21 protein-coding genes are annotated in these 22,525 nt (G+C 66.3%); 8 read left to right on the top strand and 13 right to left on the bottom strand.

What is annotated here, in order from left to right; translation table 11 throughout:
• Positions 1 to 15: 15 nt before the first annotated feature.
• The gene (locus OE747_RS06950) at positions 16 to 1,092 is read right to left on the bottom strand and encodes an NAD(P)H-dependent flavin oxidoreductase (RefSeq protein ID WP_263827874.1); all 1,077 of its coding nucleotides are present in this window, start codon (positions 1,090 to 1,092) and stop codon (positions 16 to 18) included.
• Between the two features lie 55 nt (positions 1,093 to 1,147).
• Positions 1,148 to 1,720, bottom strand: a complete 573-nt coding sequence (locus tag OE747_RS06945) for a TlpA disulfide reductase family protein (RefSeq protein ID WP_263827873.1) — start codon at positions 1,718 to 1,720, stop codon at positions 1,148 to 1,150.
• Positions 1,721 to 1,744: 24 nt separating this feature from the next.
• Between OE747_RS06945 and argH the strand changes: the two genes are divergently transcribed.
• The 5 genes from argH to OE747_RS06920 all read left to right on the top strand — a co-directional run bounded on the left by argH (position 1,745) and on the right by OE747_RS06920 (position 7,654).
• Positions 1,745 to 3,136, top strand: a complete 1,392-nt coding sequence (gene argH, locus OE747_RS06940) for an argininosuccinate lyase (RefSeq protein WP_263827872.1) — start codon at positions 1,745 to 1,747, stop codon at positions 3,134 to 3,136.
• Positions 3,133 to 3,264 carry a hypothetical protein gene (locus OE747_RS06935; protein WP_263827871.1) on the top strand — a complete coding sequence of 44 codons (132 nt, stop codon included), beginning with the start codon at positions 3,133 to 3,135 and terminating at the stop codon, positions 3,262 to 3,264. Before argH ends, OE747_RS06935 begins: the two co-directional genes overlap by 4 nt.
• A 71-nt stretch (positions 3,265 to 3,335) precedes the next feature.
• Positions 3,336 to 3,635, top strand: coding sequence for a DUF2834 domain-containing protein (locus OE747_RS06930; RefSeq protein WP_263827924.1), 300 nt, complete (start codon positions 3,336 to 3,338; stop codon positions 3,633 to 3,635).
• 154 nt (positions 3,636 to 3,789) lie between these two features.
• Positions 3,790 to 5,055, top strand: a complete 1,266-nt coding sequence (gene lysA / locus OE747_RS06925; RefSeq protein WP_263827870.1) for a diaminopimelate decarboxylase — start codon at positions 3,790 to 3,792, stop codon at positions 5,053 to 5,055.
• A 37-nt stretch (positions 5,056 to 5,092) separates the two neighbouring features.
• On the top strand, positions 5,093 to 7,654 hold the full coding sequence (locus tag OE747_RS06920) for a TIGR02302 family protein (protein ID WP_263827869.1): 2,562 nt from the start codon (positions 5,093 to 5,095) through the stop codon (positions 7,652 to 7,654).
• An 89-nt stretch (positions 7,655 to 7,743) separates the two neighbouring features.
• Here the strand turns inward: OE747_RS06920 and OE747_RS06915 are convergent, their stop codons facing one another.
• Positions 7,744 to 8,580 (bottom strand): zinc-ribbon domain-containing protein, encoded by an 837-nt coding sequence (locus tag OE747_RS06915; protein WP_263827868.1) that lies wholly within the window; start codon positions 8,578 to 8,580, stop codon positions 7,744 to 7,746.
• Positions 8,581 to 8,763: 183 nt separating this feature from the next.
• Between OE747_RS06915 and OE747_RS06910 the strand changes: the two genes are divergently transcribed.
• Genes OE747_RS06910 through OE747_RS06900 form a run of 3 tightly spaced genes read left to right on the top strand, consistent with a single transcriptional unit; the run spans position 8,764 to position 11,056 of the window.
• Positions 8,764 to 9,441 (top strand): cell division ATP-binding protein FtsE, encoded by a 678-nt coding sequence (locus tag OE747_RS06910; protein WP_263827923.1) that lies wholly within the window; start codon positions 8,764 to 8,766, stop codon positions 9,439 to 9,441.
• Positions 9,438 to 10,337, top strand: coding sequence for a cell division protein FtsX (locus tag OE747_RS06905; protein WP_263827867.1), 900 nt, complete (start codon positions 9,438 to 9,440; stop codon positions 10,335 to 10,337). The genes OE747_RS06910 and OE747_RS06905 overlap by 4 nt, the downstream gene beginning before the upstream one ends.
• A complete protein-coding gene (locus OE747_RS06900) occupies positions 10,337 to 11,056 on the top strand; it encodes a lysophospholipid acyltransferase family protein (RefSeq protein WP_263827866.1) in 720 nt (239 codons plus the stop codon). The genes OE747_RS06905 and OE747_RS06900 overlap by 1 nt, the downstream gene beginning before the upstream one ends.
• 100 nt (positions 11,057 to 11,156) lie before the next feature.
• On the opposite strand, the gene OE747_RS06895 is transcribed toward OE747_RS06900, so the two are convergent.
• From OE747_RS06895 to OE747_RS06850, 10 genes are all read right to left on the bottom strand, one after another.
• Positions 11,157 to 11,963 (bottom strand): arylamine N-acetyltransferase family protein, encoded by an 807-nt coding sequence (locus OE747_RS06895; RefSeq protein ID WP_263827865.1) that lies wholly within the window; start codon positions 11,961 to 11,963, stop codon positions 11,157 to 11,159.
• 44 nt (positions 11,964 to 12,007) lie between these two features.
• The gene (locus OE747_RS06890; protein ID WP_263827864.1) at positions 12,008 to 13,168 is read right to left on the bottom strand and encodes an adenylate/guanylate cyclase domain-containing protein; all 1,161 of its coding nucleotides are present in this window, start codon (positions 13,166 to 13,168) and stop codon (positions 12,008 to 12,010) included.
• Positions 13,169 to 13,328: 160 nt separating this feature from the next.
• Positions 13,329 to 14,717 (bottom strand): dihydrolipoyl dehydrogenase, encoded by a 1,389-nt coding sequence (gene lpdA, locus OE747_RS06885; protein WP_263827863.1) that lies wholly within the window; start codon positions 14,715 to 14,717, stop codon positions 13,329 to 13,331.
• A 71-nt stretch (positions 14,718 to 14,788) separates the two neighbouring features.
• Complete coding sequence (locus tag OE747_RS06880) at positions 14,789 to 15,058, bottom strand: hypothetical protein (RefSeq protein ID WP_263827862.1); 270 nt, start codon at positions 15,056 to 15,058, stop codon at positions 14,789 to 14,791.
• A gap of 182 nt (positions 15,059 to 15,240) precedes the next feature.
• Complete coding sequence (odhB, locus tag OE747_RS06875; RefSeq protein ID WP_263827861.1) at positions 15,241 to 16,749, bottom strand: 2-oxoglutarate dehydrogenase complex dihydrolipoyllysine-residue succinyltransferase; 1,509 nt, start codon at positions 16,747 to 16,749, stop codon at positions 15,241 to 15,243.
• Positions 16,750 to 16,752: 3 nt separating this feature from the next.
• Positions 16,753 to 19,710 (bottom strand): 2-oxoglutarate dehydrogenase E1 component, encoded by a 2,958-nt coding sequence (locus OE747_RS06870; protein WP_263827860.1) that lies wholly within the window; start codon positions 19,708 to 19,710, stop codon positions 16,753 to 16,755.
• A gap of 17 nt (positions 19,711 to 19,727) precedes the next feature.
• Positions 19,728 to 20,489 (bottom strand): alpha/beta hydrolase family protein, encoded by a 762-nt coding sequence (locus OE747_RS06865; protein WP_263827859.1) that lies wholly within the window; start codon positions 20,487 to 20,489, stop codon positions 19,728 to 19,730.
• Positions 20,486 to 21,037: a DUF805 domain-containing protein gene (locus tag OE747_RS06860; protein WP_263827858.1), complete on the bottom strand. Its 552-nt coding sequence runs from the start codon at positions 21,035 to 21,037 to the stop codon at positions 20,486 to 20,488. Before OE747_RS06860 ends, OE747_RS06865 begins: the two co-directional genes overlap by 4 nt.
• A 49-nt stretch (positions 21,038 to 21,086) precedes the next feature.
• Entirely contained in the window at positions 21,087 to 21,971 is an 885-nt protein-coding gene (sucD, locus tag OE747_RS06855; RefSeq protein WP_164129146.1) for a succinate--CoA ligase subunit alpha, read from the bottom strand.
• Positions 21,972 to 21,988: 17 nt separating this feature from the next.
• Positions 21,989 to 22,507, bottom strand: a complete 519-nt coding sequence (locus tag OE747_RS06850) for a hypothetical protein (RefSeq protein ID WP_263827857.1) — start codon at positions 22,505 to 22,507, stop codon at positions 21,989 to 21,991.
• Positions 22,508 to 22,525 lie beyond the last annotated feature (18 nt).

The raw sequence follows: 22,525 nt of genomic DNA, 5'->3' as shown, positions 1-22,525 counted from the left end.
AAGGGTGGCGTGACGTCAGCGCGGGGCGAGGCGGGCCAGACTGGCCCGTGTTTCTTCGACCAGCTGCGCGATCAGGTCGGCGGCGGTGATGTCGCGGCCGAGCGTCAGGGCCTGACCACAGAGGTGGAACGAGACCTCCTCGTCCGGGGCGGCGTCGAGCAGCGGACCCGAGAGCGCATACATCTGGATGAAGCCGGGCAGGGGGTCGTGGTGCTGCGCCATTTCCTCGGCGTAGCGCGAGCGGAGCGCGCGGGCGCAGCGCCCAGAGAAGGCATCGGTGGCCATCGTGTCGGCCTCGGTCGCGGTGCGGAGCCGGTCGCGCCAGGCGGTTGCGGTTGCGGCCTCGGGGCAGCGGAGAAAGGCGGTGCCCATCTGCACGCCGGATGCCCCCAGCGCCAGCGCGGCGGCGATGCCGCGCCCGTCGGCGATGCCGCCCGCTGCGATCACCGGCACCGAGACCGCATCGGCCACCTGCGGCACCAGCGCCACGGTTCCGACGCCCTCGTAAGGTCGGGTCACGCGGTGCGAGCCGCGGTGACCGCCCGCCTCCCAGCCTTGGGCGATGATCGCGTCAAAGCCCGCGTGGTCCAGCGCGCGGGCCTCGGCAGCGGTGGTGGCGGTGCCGACGAGGATGATCCCGGCGCTCTTGAGCGCGGTCAGCATGGATGCATCGGGAATGCCGAAATGGAAACTGACCATGCGCGGGCGCAGCTCGAGCATCAGGTCGAGTTTTTCGGCGTCGAACCCTGCCTTGAGGTCGGGCAACTGCTCGGGCGGGGTGCCGAGGCCGTAGCGGTCATACCAGGGCTTCAGGCGGTCCCGGGTGCGGGCGAGGGTCTGTGGATCGGTGCGGGGCGCATCGACGGTGAAGAAATTCAGGTTGAACGGGCGGTCGGTCAGGGCGCGCAGCTCGGCCACTTCGCGCCGGATCCGGTCCAGCGGTTTTTCGGCGCAGCCCAGCGAGCCGAGCCCGCCGGCGTTGCACACCGCAGCGGCCAGCGCAGGCGTGCAGGTGCCGGTCATCGGGGCCTGGATGATCGGATGTTCGATCCCCAGAAGGTCACACAATCTCTGGTCGGGCCACATCGTCATTCCTCCTGCGCGCGGACCCAGACAGGGTAGCATGAAGCGCGCCGGAGGTCGCGGCCTAGCCTTCGGTGCCGATAACCGCCGAGATGATCGCGCGGGCGCTGTCCGAGTTCCAGTCGGCGTCGCCGATCAGGCGCGCGACCTCCATCCCGTCGGCATCGATCAGCACCGTGATCGGCAGGCCGATCACCGCCATTTCACGGGCCAGCGCCTGCTTGGGGTCCTGATGGCGGGGCAGGTTGTCGACGCCGATCTCGCCAAAGAACTTCTCGATCCCGGCGGGCGAGTTGCGGCCGGTGGCGATGGTCAGCACCTCGAACCTGTCGCCGCCCAGTTCGGACTGGAGCGCCGATAGCTGGGGCATCTCCTTGCGGCAGGGGGCGCACCAGGTGGCCCAGAAGTTCAGCAGCACCACCTTGCCCTTGTAGTCGCCCAGAGTGGCCTCGCCCGCGCCGTCGGCCAGTTGGAACGGCACCTGAGACACGGCGCGACGTTCGGGCAGCACGATCAGTTTCTTCAGGTCGCCGTCGCGCAGCGCCTCGATCTCGGCGCGGTCGGCGGCGAGGCCGGTGGATGGGTTTGCGCCCAGCGCGGCGGCGGTATAGACGAGGGCGAGCAACAGTTTCTTCATATCCCCTCCGAAGGGTTTAGCACGATGACCGACAAGACCTCGAACCAGATGTGGGGCGGCCGCTTTGCCGCCGGACCGGACGCGATCATGGAAGCAATTAATGCCTCGATCGGGTTCGACAAGCGGATGGCGGCCCAGGACATCGCGGGTTCGCGGGCCCATGCGGCCATGTTGGCAGCCACGGGCGTTATTACGGATAGTGATGCCGAGGCCATTCGGGAAGGGCTGCTCACCGTTTTGTCAGAGATCGAGGGCGGTTCGTTTGTCTTTTCCACCGCGCTAGAGGACATTCACATGAATGTCGAAGCGCGGCTGAAGGAGGTCATCGGCGAACCGGCGGGGCGGCTGCACACCGCGCGGTCGCGCAACGACCAGGTGGCGACCGATTTCAAACTGTGGGTGCGCGACCAGTTCGATGCCGCCGAACAGGGGCTGTTGGCGCTGATCCGGGCGCTGCTGGGTCAGGCCGAGGCAGGCGCCGATTGGGTGATGCCGGGGTTCACCCATCTCCAGACCGCGCAGCCGGTGACCTGGGGCCATCACATGATGGCCTATGTCGAGATGTTCGGCCGCGACCTGAGCCGGGTGCGCGACGCCCGCGCGCGGATGAACGAATCGCCCCTGGGCTCGGCGGCGCTGGCGGGAACGTCGTTCCCGATCGACCGGCACATGACGGCGGCGGCGCTGGGGTTCGACCGGCCCACGGCCAATTCGCTGGACGCGGTCAGTGACCGCGATTTTGCGCTGGAGTTCCTGTCGGTCGCCTCGATCTGCGCCATGCACCTGTCGCGCTTTGCCGAGGAGCTGGTGATCTGGTCCAGCGCGCAATTCCGGTTCGTGATCCTGTCCGACCGGTTCTCGACGGGCTCGTCGATCATGCCGCAGAAGAAGAACCCCGACGCGGCCGAGCTGATCCGCGCCAAGGTGGGCCGCATCTTTGGCGCCAATACCGCGCTGATGATGGTGATGAAGGGGCTGCCGCTGGCCTATTCCAAGGACATGCAGGAGGACAAGGAACAGGTCTTTGACGCCGCCGACAACTGGATGCTGGCGCTGGCGGCGATGGAAGGCATGGTGCGCGACATGACCGCGAACCGCCCGTCTCTTGCCGCCGCTGCTGGGTCGGGCTTTTCGACGGCGACGGACCTGGCCGACTGGCTGGTGCGGGTGCTGGGCCTGCCGTTCCGCGATGCGCATCATGTGACCGGCAGCCTGGTGGCGCTGGCCGAGAAGAAGGGCTGCGATCTGCCGGACCTGAGCCTCGACGAGATGCAATCGGCGCATGCGGGCATCACCGCGGATGTCTATGGTGTGCTGGGCGTGGAAAACTCGGTAAACTCGCGCCAGAGCTATGGCGGCACGGCGCCCGCGCAGGTGCGCGCGCAGATCGCCCGCTGGAAGGAGATGCTGGCATGAATGCGATCCGACTGGGCCTGATCGTTGCGCTGGGCGCACTGTTGTCGGGCTGCGGCGCCGATGGCGAGCCGGAAACGCCGGTCGCGGGACTGAGCGGAGCGGAGCGGACGATGGTCGCGCCCGCCTGATATCGCCGGGCTGGATCGTACCGGTCCGCGCCCTAGATCGAGGCGCAACAAAGGAGGTGGCCTTGACCCCGTTGCGCCTGATCTTTCTCGCCCTTGCGATCTGGGGGGCGATCCATCCGATGTGGTATTTCCTGCAATGGTTCGCCGAAAACGGCGTCGACCTGGGGGCTATGGTTGATGCCTGGCACGCCAATGCCGCCAGTTCCGGACTGGTCTGGGACCTCACGATCTCGGCGGTCGCGCTGACGGTCTGGGTTCTGGCCGAGACCTGGCGGACCCGCAACTGGACCGGTCTGCTGGCTGTGCCGGCCACGTTTGGTATCGGGGTGAGCTGCGGCCTGCCGCTCTACCTGTTCCTGCGGTCGCGATAGGGGGCGCTGCCCCCGTCGCGCTTTGCGCGACTCCCCCGGAGGTATTTTCGACCAGAAAGAAGCAGGGGTGCGATTGGGCTTCTTTCTGGTCATAAATACTCACAAAATGCGGGACCGATTGATCTGGCGGGGCGTTTCGGGATAAGCGCGCGGTATGGATCATTTTCTCTATCGCGACGGCGCGCTTTACGCCGAGGATGTGCCCCTGACCGACATCGCCGCTGCGGTGGGCACCCCGTTCTATGTCTATTCCACGGCGACGCTGCTCAGGCATTTCCAGCTCTTCGACGAGGCGCTGGAAGGGACCGATCACCTGGTCTGTTACGCGATGAAGGCGGCCAGCAACCAGGCGATCCTGCGGACATTGGCGCAGGCCGGGGCGGGGATGGATGTGGTCTCGATGGGCGAGTATCTGCGGGCGAAGGCCGCAGGTGTGCCGGGCGAGAAGATCGTGTTCTCGGGCGTGGGCAAGACCGCCGAGGAAATCCGGGTCGCGCTGGAAGGCGGTGTTCGCCAGTTCAACGTGGAATCGGAACCCGAGATGGAGGCGATCAACACGGTCGCGCTGAGCCTGGGCAAGGTGGCGCCGATCACCATCCGGGTGAACCCGGATGTGGACGCCAAGACTCATGCCAAGATCGCCACCGGCAAGTCCGAGAACAAGTTCGGCATCCCGATCGCGCGGGCCAGCGCGGTCTATGCCCATGCCGCCGCGCTGCCGGGGTTGCAGGTGGTGGGGATCGACGTGCATATCGGCTCGCAACTGACCGATCTGGCGCCGTTCGAAGCCGCCTATCAGAAAGTTGCCGATCTGACCGAGCGGTTACGCGCCGAGGGGCATGACATCCGTCGACTGGATCTGGGTGGGGGTCTGGGCATTCCCTATACCCGCTCGAACGAGGCGCCGCCCCTGCCGCTGGATTACGGCGCGCTGATCAAGCGTACGCTGGGGCATCTGGGTTGCGAGATCGAGATCGAGCCGGGCCGCCTGATCGCGGGCAATGCCGGGCTGATGGTGTCCAGGGTGATCTATGTCAAATCCGGCGAGGGGCGCGATTTCCTGATCCTTGACGGGGCGATGAACGATCTGATCCGCCCGGCCATGTATGACGCGCATCACGATATCGTGCCGGTGATCGAGCCCGAACCGGGGGTCGAACCGCAGCCCTATGACATCGTGGGGCCGGTCTGCGAGACCGGCGACACCTTTGCCAAGGGGCGGCTGATGCCGCCGCTTGCCGCCGGTGATCTGGTGGCGTTCCGCAGCGCCGGGGCCTATGGCGCGGTGATGTCGAGCGAGTATAATACACGGCCGCTGATCCCCGAGGTTCTGGTGAACGGAGATCAATTCGCGGTTATTCGCGCAAGGCCGAGCTTTGACGAAATCATAAACCGCGATACCATTCCCGTGTGGCTTTGACGCGGGTGACCCGCGCGGGCCCCGAAGGAGGCCCGTTTTGAAACGCAACCAGAGCCAGATCCTGCCCTTGCGCCGCCTGGTGCTGACGGCGACGGGCGCGGGCATGATCGCCGAGCGCCTGTTGCGCGCGTTCTGGCCGCTGTTCTCTCTCCTGATGCTGGGGCTGTCGGTGCTGATGCTGGGGCTTCAGGACATGGTGCCGGTCGAATGGACGTGGGCGGGCGCGGTCTGTTTGGGTCTTGGCCTGCTGTGGGCTCTGGTCCGGGGTGCGCGGCGGATGCATTGGCCCGACCGGGCTGAGGTGCTGGCGCGGCTGGATGCGACCCTGCCGGGGCGGCCGGTGCAGGCCCTGCTGGACCATCAGGCGATCGGCGCGGGAGATGCCGCCTCGGTCGGGCTGTGGCGGGCGCATCAGGCACGGATGGCGGCGCGGGTGGCCGGGGCGCGGGCGGTGCCGCCCGATCTGGCCCTGCGGTCGCGCGATCCGCTGGGGCTGCGTTACATGGCGGTTCTGTGCCTGGCGGTTGCGGTGGTCTTTGGCTCGGTCCGGCAGGTCAGCACGGTGGCGGGGCTTGCCCCCGGCGCAGCCGCGGCGGCGGCGGGACCCAGTTGGGAAGGCTGGATCGAGCCGCCACGCTATACCGGCTTGCCGACGCGTTACCTGAACGAGCAGGCCGCGGATGTTCTGGAGGTGCCACAGGGCACCCGGATCACCCTGCGGTTCTATGGCGAGGTGGGGCAACTGAGCCTGGCCGAGACGCTGTCGGACACGCCCCTGGCGCAGCCCGAGAACCCGGAACAGTCGCTGGTGGTGGTGCGCAGCGGCACGTTGGCGATCAAAGGTCCGGGCGGGCGCGGCTGGCAGGTTGCGATGCAACCGGACCAGCCGCCGGTGATCGAGATCGCGGGCGAAGCGGAAAGCGGCGCGGGCGGTCAGATGGTGATGCCTTTTGCCGCCGCCGACGATTATGGCGTGACGGGCGGGGTCGCCCGGATCTCGCTGGACCTGGCGGCGGTCGACCGGCGCCATGGGTTGCGCGTGGACCCCGAGCCGCGCGAGGTAGTCACGGTCGATCTGCCCTTGCCGATCTCGGGCGACCGGCGTGATTTCACCGAGAACCTGGTCGAGGATTTCTCGCAGCACCCCTGGGCGCATTTGCCGGTGACGATCACGCTGGTGGCGCAGGATGCGGCCGGGCAGGAGGCCCTGACCATGCCCTATGGCGTGGCGCTGCCGGCGCGGCGGTTCTTTGACCCGCTGGCGGCGACGGTGATCGAGATGCGCCGCGACCTGCTCTGGTCGCGCGAGAACGCGGCGCGGGTGGCGCTTCTCCTGCGGGCGGTGTCGCACCGGCCCGAGGATGTCTTCAAATCCGAAACCGCCTATCTGCGGCTGCGGGTGATCCTGCGGCGGCTGGAAGCGCTGAACCGCTATGGCGGCTTGCAGGTGGCGCAGCAGGAAGAGATCGCGCAGGCGCTGTGGGATCTGGCACTGCTGCTTGAGGATGGCACGCTGAGCGACGCGCTGGAGCGGATGCGGCAGGCGCAGGAGCGGCTGAGCGAGGCGATGAAGAACGGCGCCAGCGATCAGGAGATTGCCGAGCTGATGCAGGAGCTGCGCGAGGCGACTGAGGACTACCTGCAACAGCTGATGCAGCAGGCGCAGCGCGATGGCGACAGTGAGGAGCGCGATGGCCAGCAGGGTCAGGACCAGCAGAGCCTGCAAATGACCCAGGACGATCTGCAACGGATGATGGACCGGATCCAGGAACTGATGGAACAGGGCCGGATGGCCGAGGCGCAGCAGGCGTTGCAGGAGTTCCAGCAGATGATGGAGAACATGCGCGTGACCCAGGGGCAGGGCCAGAACGGCCAGTCCGAGGGGCAGCGCGCGATGGAGGGGCTGGCCGAGACGCTGCGCAACCAGCAGGGTCTGTCGGATCAGGCGTTCCGCGATTTGCAGGAACAGTTCAACCCCGGTGCGCAGGCGGGCGAGAACCAGCAGAACGAAGGCCGCAGCGGCGGTCAGGGCCGGGGCCAGAGTCACGAGGGCCAGGGCCAGGCGGGCCGCGAGCCGGGCAGCGGCGAGGATGGCCAGGGTGGCCAGCCCGATCCGGGCACGCTGGCCGACCGGCAGCAGGCGCTGCGCGACGAGCTGGGCCGCCAGCAGCAGAACCTGCCGGGGCAGGGCACGCCCGAGGGCGATGCGGCGCGCGAGGCGCTGGGCCGCGCCGGCCGCGCCATGGAGGGGGCCGAGGATGCCTTGCGGCAAGACGACCTGCCCGAGGCGATCGACCGCCAGGCCGAGGCGATGGAGGCGCTGCGCGAGGGCATGCGCTCGCTGGGCGAGGCGCTGGCGCAGGAACAGCAGCCCGGGCAGGGCAGCCAGGAGGGCGACATGCGCGCCCAGAACCGCGACCCGCTGGGTCGCACCCCCGGATCCCAGGGCGGCATCCATACGGATGAGAACCTGCTGGGCGGCGAGGATGTCTATCGCCGGGCACGCGAGTTGCTGGACGAAATCCGCCGCCGCTCGGGCGATCAGGAGCGGCCGCAGATCGAGCTGGACTATCTCAAGCGCCTGCTGGACCGGTTCTGACGTCGGTCCGCGCGTTCACTTTGCCTGAAATACTCCCGCCGGAGGCCGAGATTTTTCGACGAAAAATCTCATGGGCGCCTTTGGCGTGATCAGGGGCGCGGCACGAACGCCGCGGCCTGGGCGTCGAGCCAGAGCCGGGCCTGATCGACCAGTGCGACATAGGCGCTGAGCATCGGGTCGGCCTGCGGCACGCTGCGGGCGATTTGCGGCGCATTGGCATAAAGCAGGAACAGCACCGCGCCGAACAGCAGCATCACTGTGAGGCCGCGCATGAACCCACCTGAGCGGCGCTTGCGCACCCGTTTGGCGGAGACCGGCGCCGGAGCGGCGGTCACGGCGTCGGCGCCGCGCAGGGTCGAGTTGATCTCTTCGATATCGGGCAGCAGGCCGCGCCGGGACCCGGCGGCTTCGTCTTCAGTCTCAGGCTCTTCGCCGCGGATCCGGGCCATGCGGTCCTGCGCCTCGCGGGCGCGCCGTTTGGGTTCGTCGCCCGGATAGGCGTCAAGCCCCAGGTCCGGCTGGCTTTCCAGCGCTTCTGCCTCGCGGGCGCGAAGCTGCGTTTCGCGCGCGGCCTCCTGGCGCAGGATATCCGAGATGTCGGGGTCGAGGCCGCGTGCGGCCTGCCCGCCTGGGGCCGGTTCGGCGGGCGCCTCCTCGTCGTCGTAATCGTCGTCATAGGCGTCCGATTGGCCGTGGTCCGGTCCGGTCTGGCGCGGTTCGTCCTCGTATTCCTCGTCGTCGTCGTCATCGTAGCCGGGCGGAAGCGTCTCGTCCTCGGTATCCGAGGGCTCCGGCATCGGTGCGCCGGCCGGCGGCTGGAACCATGTATGGCCGCAATTCGAACACTGCACGTCGCGCCCCTCGGTCGGGATCACCTCGTCCGGCACTTCGTATTGTGCGTCACAGTTCGGGCATGTCAGACGCATACTGTCTCCCGGTTTTCATTCTGCCTGAGCTTGTTTTTCCCGGGATCATAGGCGGTTGAGCCGACTGCGGAAAGAGAGATTTGGCGGGTAACCGGTGATGTGTCGCCTATTGGACTCAGGCGGGCATTGAAACTGCATCCCCCATCGGGCAAGAAAGGCGGTGAACCGGCAGGGGGCATTGTTTTGATCGAGTTGGAGAATGTGGGCTACAGCTATGGCGGCGGCGAGCTTCTCGGCGAGATCTCGGTCGATCTGTCGCCGGGGTCGTTCCATTTCCTGACCGGGCCGTCGGGATCGGGCAAGACCACGCTGTTGCGGCTGTGCTATGGCGCCTTGCAGGCCACCGCCGGGCAGGTGCGCGGGTTTGGCGAGGACCTGCGCGGGCTGGACCGCGACCAGATGGCGCTGTTCCGGCGCCGCATCGGGGTGGTGCATCAGGATTGCCGGTTTCTGGACCATCTGCCTTTGTCCGAGAATATAGCGCTGCCGCTGACGGTGTCGGGCCACGAGCTGGCTGGCCAGCAGGAGAACCTGAGAGAACTGATGGGCTGGGTCGGGCTGACGAAACGGGCCGATGCGCTGCCGCCGGAACTGTCGGGGGGCGAGCGCCAGCGCGCGGCACTGGCTCGCGCGGTGATCATGTCGCCCGACGTGGTGCTGGCCGACGAGCCCACCGGCAATGTCGACTGGGAGATGTCGCAGCGGCTGCTGCAACTGCTGATCGAGCTGAACCGGATGGGCAAGACCATCCTGATCGCGACCCACGATCTGAGCCTGATCCGCGCCGCCAAGAGCCAGGTGCAGGCGCGGGTGCTACGGATTTCGAACCGGCGGCTGCAACTGGCGGGGGCGGATCTGTGAGCAAGGGAACCATCCGCGCGCTTATCATGGCCGACAAACAGGCCGACCGGGTGGTGCCGCCGTCTGGCTTTACCGCGCGGCTGACCCTGTTCGTGTCGGGCGCGATGGCGTTTCTGGCGGTGTTCGCGCTGGCGCTGTCGCTGGCCTCGGGGCGGCTGGCGGATCGCTGGGCCTCGGAACTGGCGCGGGCGGCGACGCTGCGGATCAATGCGCCGGGCGATCAGGTCGCGGCGCAGACCAAGACGGCGCTGACCATCCTGCGCCAGACCCCGGGCGTGGCCGAGGCGCGGGCGCTGAGCCGCGAGGAGCAGGCGGCGCTGCTGGCGCCCTGGTTTGGGGCGGATCTGCCGCTGGACGCGCTGCCGGTGCCGCAGCTGATCGAGATCCGGGGGGCTGAGCCGGGATATGACGCGCAGGGGCTGCGGTTGCGGTTGGCGGCCGAGGTGCCGGGCGCGGTGCTGGACGATCATACCCGCTGGCGGGAGCCGCTGGTGGATGCGGCCAATTCGCTGCGCCGCCTGGCGCTGGTGTCGATCCTGCTGATCGGTGGTGCCACGGCGGCGATGATCACGCTGGCGGCCAATGCGGCGCTGGCGGCCAATGCGCAGGTGATCGAGGTGCTGCGCCTTGTGGGCGCGCGTGACCGTTACATCGCTGGCGCCTTTGTGCGCCGGTTCACCCTGCGCGCACTGATCGGCGCGGCGGTAGGGGTTGTGCTGGGCATGGCGGGTGTCATGCTGTTGCCCGAAGCCTCGGATCAGGGCGGGTTTCTGACCGGGCTCGGGTTCCAGGAGGCGGGCTGGGTCTTGCCGTTGATCATTCCGGTGCTGGGCGCGCTGGTGGCCTTTGCCGCGACCTGGGCCGCGGCGCGGCGCACGTTGAGGGAGCTGAGCTGATGGTGCAATGGCTGCGGTCGCTGGTCTTTGTTGTCCTGATCTATCTCTGGATGGCGGTGCTGGGGCTGGTGTTCACCCCTTATGCGCTGGTGTCCAAGCGCGGGGCGCTGAAGGCCTGCAAGCTTTATGCCCGCTCGACCATCTGGCTGGCGGGCTGGATGGTGGGCATCCGGGGCGAGGTTCGCGGCCCGGTGCCCACGGGCGAGGTGGTGATCGCGGCCAAGCACCAGTCGTTTTTCGATATCCTGCTGATCTTTGACGCGGTCCCGCATGCCAAGTTCATCATGAAGCGCGAGCTGCTCTGGACCCCGATCATCGGGGTCTATGCCAAGCGGCTGGGCTGTATCCCGGTCGATCGCGGCAAGCGCGGTGCGGCGGTGGCCAAGATGGTCAAGGATGTGGCCAAGGAGTTTTCCGAACCCGGCCAGCTGGTGATCTATCCGCAGGGGACGCGGGTGGCGCCGGGGGTCTACAAACCCTACAAGGTGGGCAGCGCGGTTCTGTATGAGGGGTTGCAATATCCTTGTGTGCCGGCGGCGACCAATGTGGGCCTGTTCTGGCCGCGCAAGGGGATCCTGCGCAAGCCGGGGCTGGCGGTGGTGGAGTTCCTGGAGCCGATCCCGCCCGGCATCGGGCGGAACGCATTCATGGAGCGGCTGGAAGAGGCGATCGAGCGCCGTTCTGACGCGCTGATGGAAGAGGCGGGATTCGGGGTCTGACCCGGTTGGCCTGATCGCTGGGGCAGGGGGCGCTGCCCCCTCTTGGCCTGCGGCCAATTCACCCCCGGAGTATTTCCGACCAGAAAGAAGCCGGATCGGGTCAGGCGGTGCCGAGCCGGGTCCAGATCGCGCCGAGCGTGGCCGGGTCGAGGCACAGGCCGAGATCGCGGGTCAACAAGGTGGCGAGGTCTGTGGGGGAGACGAGCTCGCGCTTGTCGAGCCTGCCGTCGCTGTCGCGGGTGAGCATCCGGTTGAAGGCGCCGATACGGGTTGCGCCGTCGAAACCCGAGAGCAACAGGTTGTTGCGAAACGGCATTTTTTCCCAGGTGGCGCACAGGTGATTGGCGGCCTCGATATCGGCGTCGCTGACATGGGCCTCGTCAAAGCCGTAGAGGATGAAGGGGCCTTCGGGCGTGTCCCGTTGCAGCAGACGCTCGCCGGTAACGGGGTCGGTGCGCAGGCAGAAGGTGCCGTTTGGTGCGCTCTGCGCTGTGTCGGTGTCAATCAGCAGCGGGGCGAGCGGGCCGGGGCCGCCAAAGCCCGCGTCGGCGAGATAGCGGCGCCCGCCGAGCGTGACCATCAGCGCCACATGGCTGCGCGGCCCGGCGGTGGGCCTGCCGTTGCGGACCCGGGCCAGCAGGCGGCGGGTTTCGAAGCCGCAGGCGCGCAGGGCCGCGCCGAAGAGTGCGTTCAGCTCGAAACAGTAACCGCCGCGCCCGGCATGCAGGAGCTTGGCCGCCAGCGCCTGGGGCGCGAGGTCGGGGGTGCGGCCAAGAAATGGGTCGATGTTCTCGAAGGGAATGCAGCGCAGCTGCGCCTGCTGGATCAGGCGCAGCCCGTCCGGTGTGACCGGGACAGCGTCGAGTCCGATGCGGCTCAGGTAGGCGGGCAGGTCGAAATCCGACATGGCGGGCACCTCTGGATGGACGATGCGGCGCGGCGGCGGAACCGTCAATCCAGGACGTGGAATTCGACCGGCTCCTCGAAACCGGCGACTTCGCAGGCAAAGGGGGTGCCGGTGAGGCCGATGGCGATGGTCCGGAACTGTGCCGAGCACAGCGTTCTGGCGTCCCGCGACGAGGCCTCGTGCAGCATGCGGGCGCAGAGGTTCACCGCAGGACCGATGGCGGTGAAGTCGAGCCGGTTGCGGCTGCCGACATTGCCGAAGAACACATCGCCCATGTGCAGCGCCGCGCGAAAGGCGATCTGCGACGGGTCTGTTTGTTCCGCAAGCGTTTCCCGGGCTTCGGTGACGGCGGCCATCGCACTTTGGGCGGCGGCCTCTTGCGCGGTGAGGTCGTCGGGCGTGGGAAAGATCACCAGCACCCCGTCACCGAGAAACTTGAGAATCTCGCCATTGTTGCGGGTCACGGCGGTGTCGATCACATCGAAGAAACGGTTTAGCACTTGCAGCACCTCGGCCGAGGCTGTGCGGTTCGACAGCGCGGTGAAGCCCTTGATATCGGCAAAGAGAATGACGGCGGAAATGGTCTCGCCATCGCCGCGGACGATCTGGCCGCTCAGCACCTTGCGGCTGGTGGCGTCGCCGACATAGGTGGCGAGCGTGATCTGCTTGTCGAACCGTTCGGTGAAGAACTCCTTCATCCGGGCCAGCGGCGCCTGAACCCGGCGCAGGGCGGTAATGTCTTCTTGGCTGAACCCTTTGAGGGCCCGGGTGGCAAACTCGATGCAGCCCGAGATCGTGCCGTCAAAGTTGATGAGCGGCAACACCAGGATGTCGGTATAGCCCGAGGCCCGGAACGCGGCGGCATAGGCGGTATCGGTCCCGGGGTCCTGATGCGCGAGCTCGAAGCGCATGGAACGCCCGGTCGCGATGGTGCGCGAGATCGGGGTTGCAGCGAAATCGCTGGTTTCGAAATAGGCATGCCGAAAGGTGACGCGGCGCACGCCGTTCCGTGCGGTCCAGCGGATCTGGATGCCACGGATATCGGGGTGGATGAACAGGCCGTTGACGATCAGCACATCAAGCGGCAGACCGGCCGCGCGCAGACGGGCGGCGCTTTCCTCGACAACGGCCTCGATGGGCTTGGGCGGCTGTGCGCCGGCCATCAGCCAGCTTGAAAAGGCGGCGAGCTTGACCTGATCGACCATGACACCCCTTTCCCCTGAGCGGTGCGATCATCCGGTTCGGATCGGGGTATCATGCCTGAAAGTGTCGAAAACTCAAAACCCGTCCGCGCGCGTGGCGCTGTGGCGCCATTTCCGGGACAGGATTGCGGGGCGGCGGTGGGCGCCGCCCCGCTCTTGCGGGTCACGAATGGATCGGACCGTCGCCACAGGCGAGTGCTGCCTCGCGCACGGCCTCGGAATAGGTCGGGTGCGCGTGGCAGGTCAGCGCCAGATCCTCGGCCGAGGCGCCGAATTCCATCGCGACGCAGACCTCGTGGATCAGCTCTCCCGCCGCCGGGCCGATGATATGGGCGCCCAGGATGCGGTCGGTATCCTTGTCGGCGAGGATCTTGACGAAGCCTTCGCCGGCGAAGTTGGCCTTGGCGCGGCCATTGCCCATGAACATGAACTTGCCGACCTTGTAGGCGCGGCCTTCGGCCTTGAGGCTTTCCTCGGTGGCGCCGACATTGGCGACCTCGGGGGTGGTGTAGATCACGCCGGGGATGACGCCATAGTTGACATGCCCATGCTTGCCCGCGACCTGCTCGGCGGCGGCCATGCCCTCGTCCTCGGCCTTGTGGGCAAGCATTGGGCCTTCGATCACGTCACCGATGGCATAGATGCCGGGCACGTTGGTCTGCCAGTCCTTGCCGACCTTGATCTGGCCGCGCTGGGTCATCTCGATCCCCAGCTTGTCGAGGCCCAAGCCGGCGGTATAGGGTTTGCGCCCGGTGGCGACCAGCACGGTATCGGCTTCGATCTCGTGCTCGGTGTCCTTCTTCATCAGCTTGTAGGTGACCTTGGCCTTGCCCTTGGCCACTTCGGTCTTTTGCACCGCGGCGCCCATGACGAAGTTCAGGCCCTGCTTTTTCAGGATGCGCTGGAAGGTCTTTTGCACCTCGCCGTCCATGCCGGGGGTGATCACGTCGAGGAATTCGACCACCGTCACCTCGGCACCCAGGCGGGCATAGACCGAGCCCAGTTCCAGCCCGATCACGCCTGCGCCGATCACCACCATGGATTTCGGGATCTTGCCCAGTTCCAGGGCGCCGGTGGAGGTCACGACGGTTTTCTCGTCCACCTCGACACCCGGCAGCGAGGCGGGCTCGGACCCGGAGGCGATGATGATGTTCTTGGCCTCGTGGGTGTCGTCGCCCACCTGCACCTTGCCTGCGGCGGGGATGGTGGCCCAGCCCTTGATCCAGTCGATCTTGTTCTTTTTGAACAGGAATTCGATGCCCTTGGTGTTGCCCTCAATCACCTCGTCCTTGTAGGCGAGCATCTGCTTCCAGTCGACCGAGGGCGCCTTGCCCTTGAGCCCCATCTTGGCAAAGTTGTGCTGCGCCTCGTGCAGGCTGTGCGAGGCATGCAGCAGCGCCTTGGAGGGGATGCAGCCCACGTTCAGGCAGGTGCCGCCCAGGGTTTCGCGGCCTTCGACCACGGCGGTTTTCAGACCAAGCTGGGCGCAGCGGATGGCGCAGACATAGCCGCCGGGGCCGGCGCCGATTACGATAACGTCATAACTAGCCATTTTATCTCTCCTTCGTGTGCGCCGGGCGGGCTGTTGCGGCCCGGTGCCTGAAATGTCGTGCCGTCGCCGGATCAGACCGGTGTCAGCAGTTTCACCGTGATATGGGCGATGCCGCCGCGTTCGTGATGCATGGCCAGTTCCTCGCTGTCGAAGAAGGCCTTGGCCGAGGCGAGGTTGGTGATCTCGAACAGGGCCACGGCGTGGTCGGCGCGATCAGGGTCGCGCCAGACATGCAGGTCGCGGATACCCGCCGCCTTGCGCATCGCGCGATCCTCGCGGAATACCTTGAGCCAGGAGTCGAAATCGGCCACGTCGGCCTGCCAGAGGGCATGTGTTGCCATGGGTTAGTGTCCTTTTGATCCGGCATGTAAGGCAGCGGGCCGCCGGTGCGTGACCCGGAGCGCGGCAAATCTGGATAGCATTCCGTCAATCATCTGACCCGTCTTACCCGGATTGCTTGCCTGTCCGGCCTTGGATGGTTTCGGCCTCGCACCGGACATGGTGCGAGGCCGGTTGTCTTGGATCACAGATCCATCAGCAGGCGACGGGGATCTTCGAGCGCTTCCTTGACGCGCACCAGGAAGGTCACGGCGCCCTTGCCGTCGACGATGCGGTGATCGTAGCTGAGCGCCAGATACATCATCGGGCGGATCTTGATCTCGCCGTTGATGACCATCGGGCGGTCCTGGATCTTGTGCATGCCGAGGATGCCCGACTGCGGGGGGTTCAGGATCGGCGAGGACATCAGAGAGCCGTAGACGCCACCGTTGGAGATGGTGAAGGTGCCGCCCTGCATTTCGGCCATGGAGAGCTTGCCTTCGCGGGCGCGCTTGCCCTTTTCGGCGATCGCCTTTTCGATCTCGGCAAAGGACATCTGGTCGGCGTCGCGGATGACCGGCACCACCAGGCCCTGCGGCGTACCGGCGGCGACACCCATATGCACATAGTTCTTGTAGACGATGTCCTGGCCGTCGATCTCGGCGTTGACCTCGGGCACCTCTTTCAGCGCGTGGCAGCAGGCCTTGGTGAAGAAGGACATGAAGCCCATGCGCACGCCGTGCTTCTTCTCGAACGCGTCCTTGTAGGTGTTGCGCAGTTCCATCACCTCGGTCATGTCCACCTCGTTATAGGTGGTCAGGATCGCGGCGGTGTTCTGGGCGTCCTTGAGGCGCTTGGCGATGGTCTGGCGCAGGCGGGTCATGCGGACGCGTTCCTCGCGCGCGGCATCCTCGGCCAGCGTCGGTGCGCGGGGGGCTGTGGCAGGGGCCGGTGCGGCGGGCGCTGCGGCGGGGGCTGCTGCGGCGGCGGCCACGGCGGCGGCCACGTCCTCTTTCATGATGCGGCCGTCGCGGCCGGTGCCGGTGACCTGGGCCGGGCTGATCCCGGCCTCGGCCATCGCCTTTTCAGCCGAGGGCGCGTTGGCCACGTCCTTGGCGGTGGCGACTGCCGGAGTGACGGCAGCTGCGGGCGCGGCAGGCGCGGGCGCGGCGCCCGAGGCGCTGCCCGAGATCACCGCCAGTTTGGCGGCGGCGTTCACGGTGGCGCCTTCGGGCGCGACGATTTCGGCCAGAACACCGGCCGCAGGTGCGGGGACCTCGACCGAGACCTTGTCGGTTTCCAGCTCGCACAGCATCTCGTCCTGCGCGACGGTATCGCCCACCTTCTTGAACCAGGTGGAGACGGTGGCCTCGGTCACCGATTCACCCAAGGTGGGCACCATCACGTCGACTGACCCGCCGGAAGCGGCAGGGGCGGCGGCGGGTGTCGCAGCAGCGGCGGGGGCGGCGGCGCCTTCGCCAGCCGCGATAGTCGCCAGCAGGGCGTTGACGCCCACGGTTTCGCCTTCCTTGGCCACAATCTCGCCCATCACGCCAGCGGCGGGGGCCGGGACCTCGACAGTCACCTTGTCGGTTTCCAGCTCGCAGAGCATCTCGTCCACGGCCACGGCATCACCGGGTTTCTTGAACCAGGTGGCCACGGTGGCCTCGGTCACGGATTCGCCAAGCGTGGGGACACGAACTTCGATCGTCATCGGTTATTTTCCTTCGATGCTCAGCGCTTCGTTCACGAGCGCCTCTTGTTGGGCTTTGTGTTGGCTGGCCAGACCGGTGGCAGGCGAGGCCGAGGTGGCACGGCCCACATAGGTCGGGCGGGAGTGCTTGGCGCCGATACGGGTCAGCACCCATTCGATATTGGGCTCGATGAAGGACCAGGCGCCCTGGTTCTTGGGCTCTTCCTGGCACCAGACCATCTCGGCCCCCTTGAACCGCTCCAGCTCGGCGATCAGCGAGTGGGCGGGGAAGGGATAGTACTGCTCGATCCGGAGCAGGTAGACATCGTCGATGCCGCGCGCGTCGCGTTCCTCGAGCAGGTCGTAATAGACCTTGCCCGAACACATGACGACGCGCTTGATCTTGTCGTCGGCGACCAGCTTGGTGTCCGAGTTGCCCTTTTCTGCGTCATCCCACAGCACCCGGTGGAAGCTGGAACCGGTGGTGAAATCCTCGGCCGTGCTGATCGCCAGCTTGTGCCGCAGGAGCGACTTGGGCGTGAACATGATCAGCGGCTTGCGGAAGGTGCGGTGGATCTGCCGGCGCAGGATGTGGAAGTAGTTGGCCGGCGTGGTGCAGTTGGCCACGATCCAGTTGTCCTGGCCGCACATTTGCAGGAAGCGTTCCAGACGGGCCGAGCTGTGTTCGGGGCCCTGGCCCTCGAACCCGTGGGGCAGCAGCACCACGAGGCCGGACATCCGTAGCCATTTGCTTTCGCCCGAGCTGATGAACTGGTCGAACATGATCTGGGCGCCGTTGGCGAAATCGCCGAACTGCGCCTCCCACAGCGTCAGGGCATTGGGTTCGGCAAGGCTGTAGCCGTACTCGAACCCCAGCACGGCGTATTCGCTGAGCATCGAGTCGATGACCTCGTACTGCGCCTGACCGTTGCGGATGTTGTTGAGCGGGTAATACCGCTCTTCGGTTTCCTGGTTGATCAGGCCGGAGTGACGCTGGCTGAACGTGCCGCGTGTCGCGTCCTGACCGGCGAGCCGGACCGGGTAGCCCTCGGTCAGAAGCGAGCCATAGGCCAGCGCCTCGCCCGTGGCCCAGTCGAACCCCTTGCCGGTGTCGAACATTGCCTTCTTGGTGTCGAGCAGGCGTTCGACCGTCTTGTGCATGGCGAAGCCGTCGGGCGCGCGCGTCAGGGCGGTGCCGACCTCGGCCAGGGTTTCGGGCGTGATCGCGGTTTCGCCGCGCACGTATTCCTCTTTGTTCCGGTTCAGGTGCGACCAGCGCCCATCCAGCCAGTCGGCCTTGTTGGGCTTGTAATCCTTGCCGGCCTCGAACTCTTCGTTCAGATGCGCCTGGAAGGCGGCCTTCATATCCTCGATCTCGCCCTCGGGGATCAGCCCGTCGCGGACAAGACGCTCGGTATAGAGGCTGAGTGTGGTTTTGTGGGTCTTGATCCGCTTGTACATGATCGGGTTGGTGAACATGGGCTCGTCGCCCTCGTTATGGCCGAACCGGCGATAGCAGAAGATGTCGATCACCACATCCTTGCGGAACTTTTGCCGGAACTCGGTGGCCACCTTGGCGGCGTGTACCACCGCCTCGGGGTCGTCGCCGTTGACGTGGAAGATCGGCGCCTCGACCATCAGGGCGATGTCGGTCGGATAGGGGCTGGAGCGGCTGAAATGCGGCGCGGTGGTAAAGCCGATCTGGTTGTTGACCACGATATGCATGGTGCCGCCGGTACGGTGGCCGCGGATGCCCGAAAGCTGGAAGCATTCGGCCACCACGCCCTGACCGGCAAAGGCGGCGTCGCCATGCAGCAGCACCGGCATGACCGAGGTGCGGTCCTTGTCACCGAACTGGTCCTGCTTGGCGCGAGCCTTGCCCAGAACCACGGGGTTGACCGCCTCGAGATGCGAGGGGTTGGCGGTGAGGCTGAGGTGAACCGTATTGCCGTCGAACTCGCGGTCCGAGGAGGCGCCGAGGTGGTATTTCACGTCGCCCGAACCATCGACATCCTCGGGCTTGAAGCTGCCGCCCTGGAACTCGTTGAAGATGGCGCGATAGGGTTTGCCCATCACGTTGGCGAGGATGTTCAGGCGGCCCCGGTGGGGCATGCCGATGACGATCTCGCGGACCCCCAGCGCGCCGCCGCGCTTGATGATCTGTTCCATAGCGGGGATCAGCGCCTCGCCGCCGTCAAGGCCAAAGCGCTTGGTGCCCATGTATTTGACGTGCAGGAACTTCTCGAACCCCTCGGCCTCGACCATCTTGTTCAGGATGGCCTTGCGGCCTTCGCGGGTGAACGAGATTTCCTTGCCGTAACCTTCGATCCGCTCTTTCAGCCAGGCGGCCTCTTCGGGGTTCGAGATGTGCATGTATTGCAGGGCAAAGGTGCCGCAATAGGTGCGTTTGACGATGTCGATGATCTGGCGCATCGAGGCATGGGTCAGGCCCAGCACGTTGTCGATGAAGATCGGGCGATCCAGGTCGGCGTCCGAGAACCCGTAGGTGCGCGGGTCAAGCTCGGGGTGGGGGGTATTGGCCCGCATGCCCAGCGGGTCGAGATCGGCCACCAGATGCCCCCGGATGCGATAGGCGCGGATGATCATCAGGGCGCGGATCGAGTCGAGCACCGCGCGCTTGACCTGCTCTTCGCTGATCTCGACCCCTGCGGCAGCGGCCTTTTCCTTGATCTTCTTGCCTGCGGCCTTGCCGTCGACCTCGGCCCATTGGCCGGTCAGCGCCCCGGTCAGGTCGTCAGCGGGCATCGGCGGCCAGTCGGCGCGCGCCCAGCTGGGACCGTCGGCCTCTTTCTTTACATCGGTTTCCGCGTCGCCCATGGCGCGGAAAAATTCGGCCCAGGCGGCATCGACCGACGCGGGGTCGTTGGCGTATCGGGCATAGAGCTGTTCGAGATATTCCGCATTATGCCCCTGCATGAAGCTTGAGGCATGAAACATGGAGTTGGGCGATTGTTCGGTCATTGGTTCACCTGACTTTCCTAGCTCTGGATTTCGCGCGTCGCGATGGCCAGAACGGGTTCTTTGAGCGATCTGAAACTGTGGCCTGCATTTGGTAGGGCGGTGAATGTGGCGTTCAGGCCGCGCGCCTGGGCCTTGGCCACATAGTCCCGGGCAAGGCCGGGCTGGGTGTTGGAATCGTTCTGGCCGGTCACCGCGATGATCCGGGTTTGCCGTGGTATCTGGTCCAGATAGCGGATCGGCGACTGGCTTTTGGGCCATGGCGTGCCGCGCGCCGCGCGCCAGCGCGGAATGTCGAACGGGCCGGACACCAGGATTGCCGTGTCGATCAGACCCGGCACCGTTCCCAGCAGGGTGGCGGTCTGAGCCGCTCCGCCGGAATGGGCCACCATCACCAGCTTTTGATGCGGGTATGTCTGGCCAGCCGCCGAGATACCCTGTGCGAGCAGATTGTTGTTCTGTTTGGTATAGTGGTCGCGGCTGCCATTATTGGAACCCTTGCTGCGGCGCCCGGCGACGGAATAGCCGGGCCGCGCCATCTGGATGACGGTTGCCTGCGGGTTCTGCGCGGCCAGTTCCGTGGCAAAGGACGTGATGTAGTCCGGCCCGGAATCTCCGTGCAGGACGATAACCAGCGCTTTGGGGCCGACACCATGAACCTGGCCCGAGATCGGCCCGAACATTTCGGCCAGCACCGGGGTGCCAAGACACAGGAACAGTGTAGCAAGGCCTGCCGCGAGGCGCCGATGCAGATGGGACATATGTGCGATGCGACCGATCATGGCGACACTGCCCGCCCGGGGTTCGGACCGTATCTGTTTGCGCCCGGCTGGCTGGGCCGGGTCAGCCACCACAGCACCAGGAGCGGTGAGACGATCAGGACGGCGACAGTCGGGATCAGCAACAGCAGCGTGGCGCGGGTGAAGAGGAGGTCGAGCGAGCCGCCAGAGGCGAAGCTGGAGGCGATGCCGATGCCGAAAACCAGGATCAATCCGGCGCCGATCATCAGCAGAATGGGAAACAGCGCAAACAGCCCGCTGCGGCCGGTGTCGTGCATCCGGCGAAAGGCCACGGCCAGATGCGGCAGGAACAGGGCAAGCGAGAACAGCGCACTGATGGGGCCGGTATTCTCGATACTGGCGCCGGCGCCGGTGTCCGAGGTTTCGAGCGTGGTGGTCAGGGAATCGAACAGCGCCGCGTCGAGCAGGGTCGCCACCACGTTGCCCAGCACCATGAACAGGAAAAAATACCAGTATTCCGGGCGAGAGGCCCGCCCGGAGAAGGTGAAGTATTTCGAGAAACACGTTCCTATGGATTGACCGAACGTCATGTGTCCTCCCGATTTCAATGCCGCCCCGCGCTGGCGCGGGGCCGGCGGGTTACTTGCCGATGGCGGCCAGCACGGCCTCGCCCAGGGTTGCCGGGCTGTCGGCCACGACGATCCCGGCCGAGCGCATGGCTTCGATCTTGTCCTCGGCGCCGCCCTTGCCGCCGGCGACGATGGCGCCCGCGTGGCCCATGCGGCGGCCCGGAGGCGCGGTGCGGCCCGCGATGAAACCGGCGACCGGCTTCTTGCGGCCCTTCTTGGCCTCGTCCTTCAGGAACTGGGCGGCCTCTTCCTCGGCGCTGCCGCCGATCTCGCCGATCATGATGATGCTTTCGGTTTCATCGTCGGCCAGGAACCATTCCAGCACGTCGATATGCTCGGTCCCCTTGATCGGGTCGCCGCCGATGCCCACGGCGGTGGACTGGCCCAGACCGATATCCGAGGTCTGTTTCACCGCTTCATAGGTCAGGGTGCCCGAACGGGACACAACGCCGACGCTGCCGCGCTTGTGGATATGGCCGGGCATGATGCCGATCTTGCAAGCGCCGGGGGTGATCACGCCGGGGCAGTTGGGGCCGATGAGGCGCGACGACGAGCCTTCGAGGGCGCGCTTGACCTTCATCATGTCGAGCACCGGAATGCCCTCGGTGATGCAGACGATCAGCTCCATCTTGGCGTCGATCGCCTCGAGGATCGAGTCGGCGGCAAAGGGCGGCGGCACATAGATGACGGAGGCGTTGGCCTCGGTCACGGCCTTGGCCTCGTGCACAGAGTTGAAGACGGGCAGGTTCAGGTGGGTGCTACCGCCTTTGCCGGGGGTGACCCCGCCAACCATCTTGGTGCCATAGGCGATTGCCTGTTCCGAGTGAAAGGTGCCCTGCGAGCCGGTGAAGCCCTGGCAGATGACCTTGGTGTTTTCGTCGATGAGGACTGCCATTTGGGAAGTCTCCTGTCCTAATTGGTTCTTGGCCGATTGGGCCGATGCAGGATCAGCCCATATCCAGAGGAATTGCCGAGATCGTTGACACGCTCGGTTGCGATGATCGCCGCGTCGGGCAGATTGACCGACCAGGCTTGTTCAAAAGTCTTTGGCAGACTGTCCGGCGACACCGGCCGGGCATCCGGAAAGGCCGAGGCGACATAGTCGTTCATCTTCTCGGTCTGGCCGGTGCGGGCGTAAGCGCGCGCCATGCAGGTGGTATCCGAGACGACAATGGCCGGGCGCCGGTCGTCGACGAGAAACACCTGCGGCTTGTTACCGTTGCGCGGCGCGGTCGGAACGTAGCTGGCGTTGCGCAGCTTGCCCTCTTGCGCCGAGCGGCTGGCGGGTGCTTCGACGCAGAACTGCCGAAAGGCTGTCACCAATTGCGCCGGGCTGCTCTTTGGTACGATGTTCCATGGAGCGATGTTGCGCAATTCGGCGGCGTCCGGGCCGGTCCCTTGCTGGACACAGCCCGAAACGGTCACGGCCACAGCGGTCGTCAGGCCGAA

Source organism: Ruegeria aquimaris (assembly GCF_025751555.1).
Classification (GTDB): Bacteria; Pseudomonadota; Alphaproteobacteria; order Rhodobacterales; family Rhodobacteraceae; genus Ruegeria_B; species Ruegeria_B aquimaris.
This window is presented reverse-complemented; position numbering and strand designations above follow the sequence as displayed.

Bases quoted from the DNA above. Each gene is read 5' to 3' on its own strand.
- OE747_RS06950 (WP_263827874.1), bottom strand. From the start codon at position 1,092: ATGACGATGTGGCCCGACCAGAGATTGTGTGACCTTCTGGGGATCGAA.
- OE747_RS06945 (WP_263827873.1), bottom strand. From the start codon at position 1,720: ATGAAGAAACTGTTGCTCGCCCTCGTCTATACCGCCGCCGCGCTGGGC.
- argH (WP_263827872.1), top strand. From the start codon at position 1,745: ATGACCGACAAGACCTCGAACCAGATGTGGGGCGGCCGCTTTGCCGCC.
- OE747_RS06935 (WP_263827871.1), top strand. From the start codon at position 3,133: ATGAATGCGATCCGACTGGGCCTGATCGTTGCGCTGGGCGCACTGTTG.
- lysA (WP_263827870.1), top strand. From the start codon at position 3,790: ATGGATCATTTTCTCTATCGCGACGGCGCGCTTTACGCCGAGGATGTG.
- OE747_RS06915 (WP_263827868.1), bottom strand. From the start codon at position 8,580: ATGCGTCTGACATGCCCGAACTGTGACGCACAATACGAAGTGCCGGAC.
- OE747_RS06900 (WP_263827866.1), top strand. From the start codon at position 10,337: ATGGTGCAATGGCTGCGGTCGCTGGTCTTTGTTGTCCTGATCTATCTC.
- OE747_RS06895 (WP_263827865.1), bottom strand. From the start codon at position 11,963: ATGTCGGATTTCGACCTGCCCGCCTACCTGAGCCGCATCGGACTCGAC.
- OE747_RS06890 (WP_263827864.1), bottom strand. From the start codon at position 13,168: ATGGTCGATCAGGTCAAGCTCGCCGCCTTTTCAAGCTGGCTGATGGCC.
- lpdA (WP_263827863.1), bottom strand. From the start codon at position 14,717: ATGGCTAGTTATGACGTTATCGTAATCGGCGCCGGCCCCGGCGGCTAT.
- OE747_RS06880 (WP_263827862.1), bottom strand. From the start codon at position 15,058: ATGGCAACACATGCCCTCTGGCAGGCCGACGTGGCCGATTTCGACTCC.
- odhB (WP_263827861.1), bottom strand. From the start codon at position 16,749: ATGACGATCGAAGTTCGTGTCCCCACGCTTGGCGAATCCGTGACCGAG.
- OE747_RS06870 (WP_263827860.1), bottom strand. From the start codon at position 19,710: ATGACCGAACAATCGCCCAACTCCATGTTTCATGCCTCAAGCTTCATG.
- OE747_RS06865 (WP_263827859.1), bottom strand. From the start codon at position 20,489: ATGATCGGTCGCATCGCACATATGTCCCATCTGCATCGGCGCCTCGCG.
- OE747_RS06860 (WP_263827858.1), bottom strand. From the start codon at position 21,037: ATGACGTTCGGTCAATCCATAGGAACGTGTTTCTCGAAATACTTCACC.
- sucD (WP_164129146.1), bottom strand. From the start codon at position 21,971: ATGGCAGTCCTCATCGACGAAAACACCAAGGTCATCTGCCAGGGCTTC.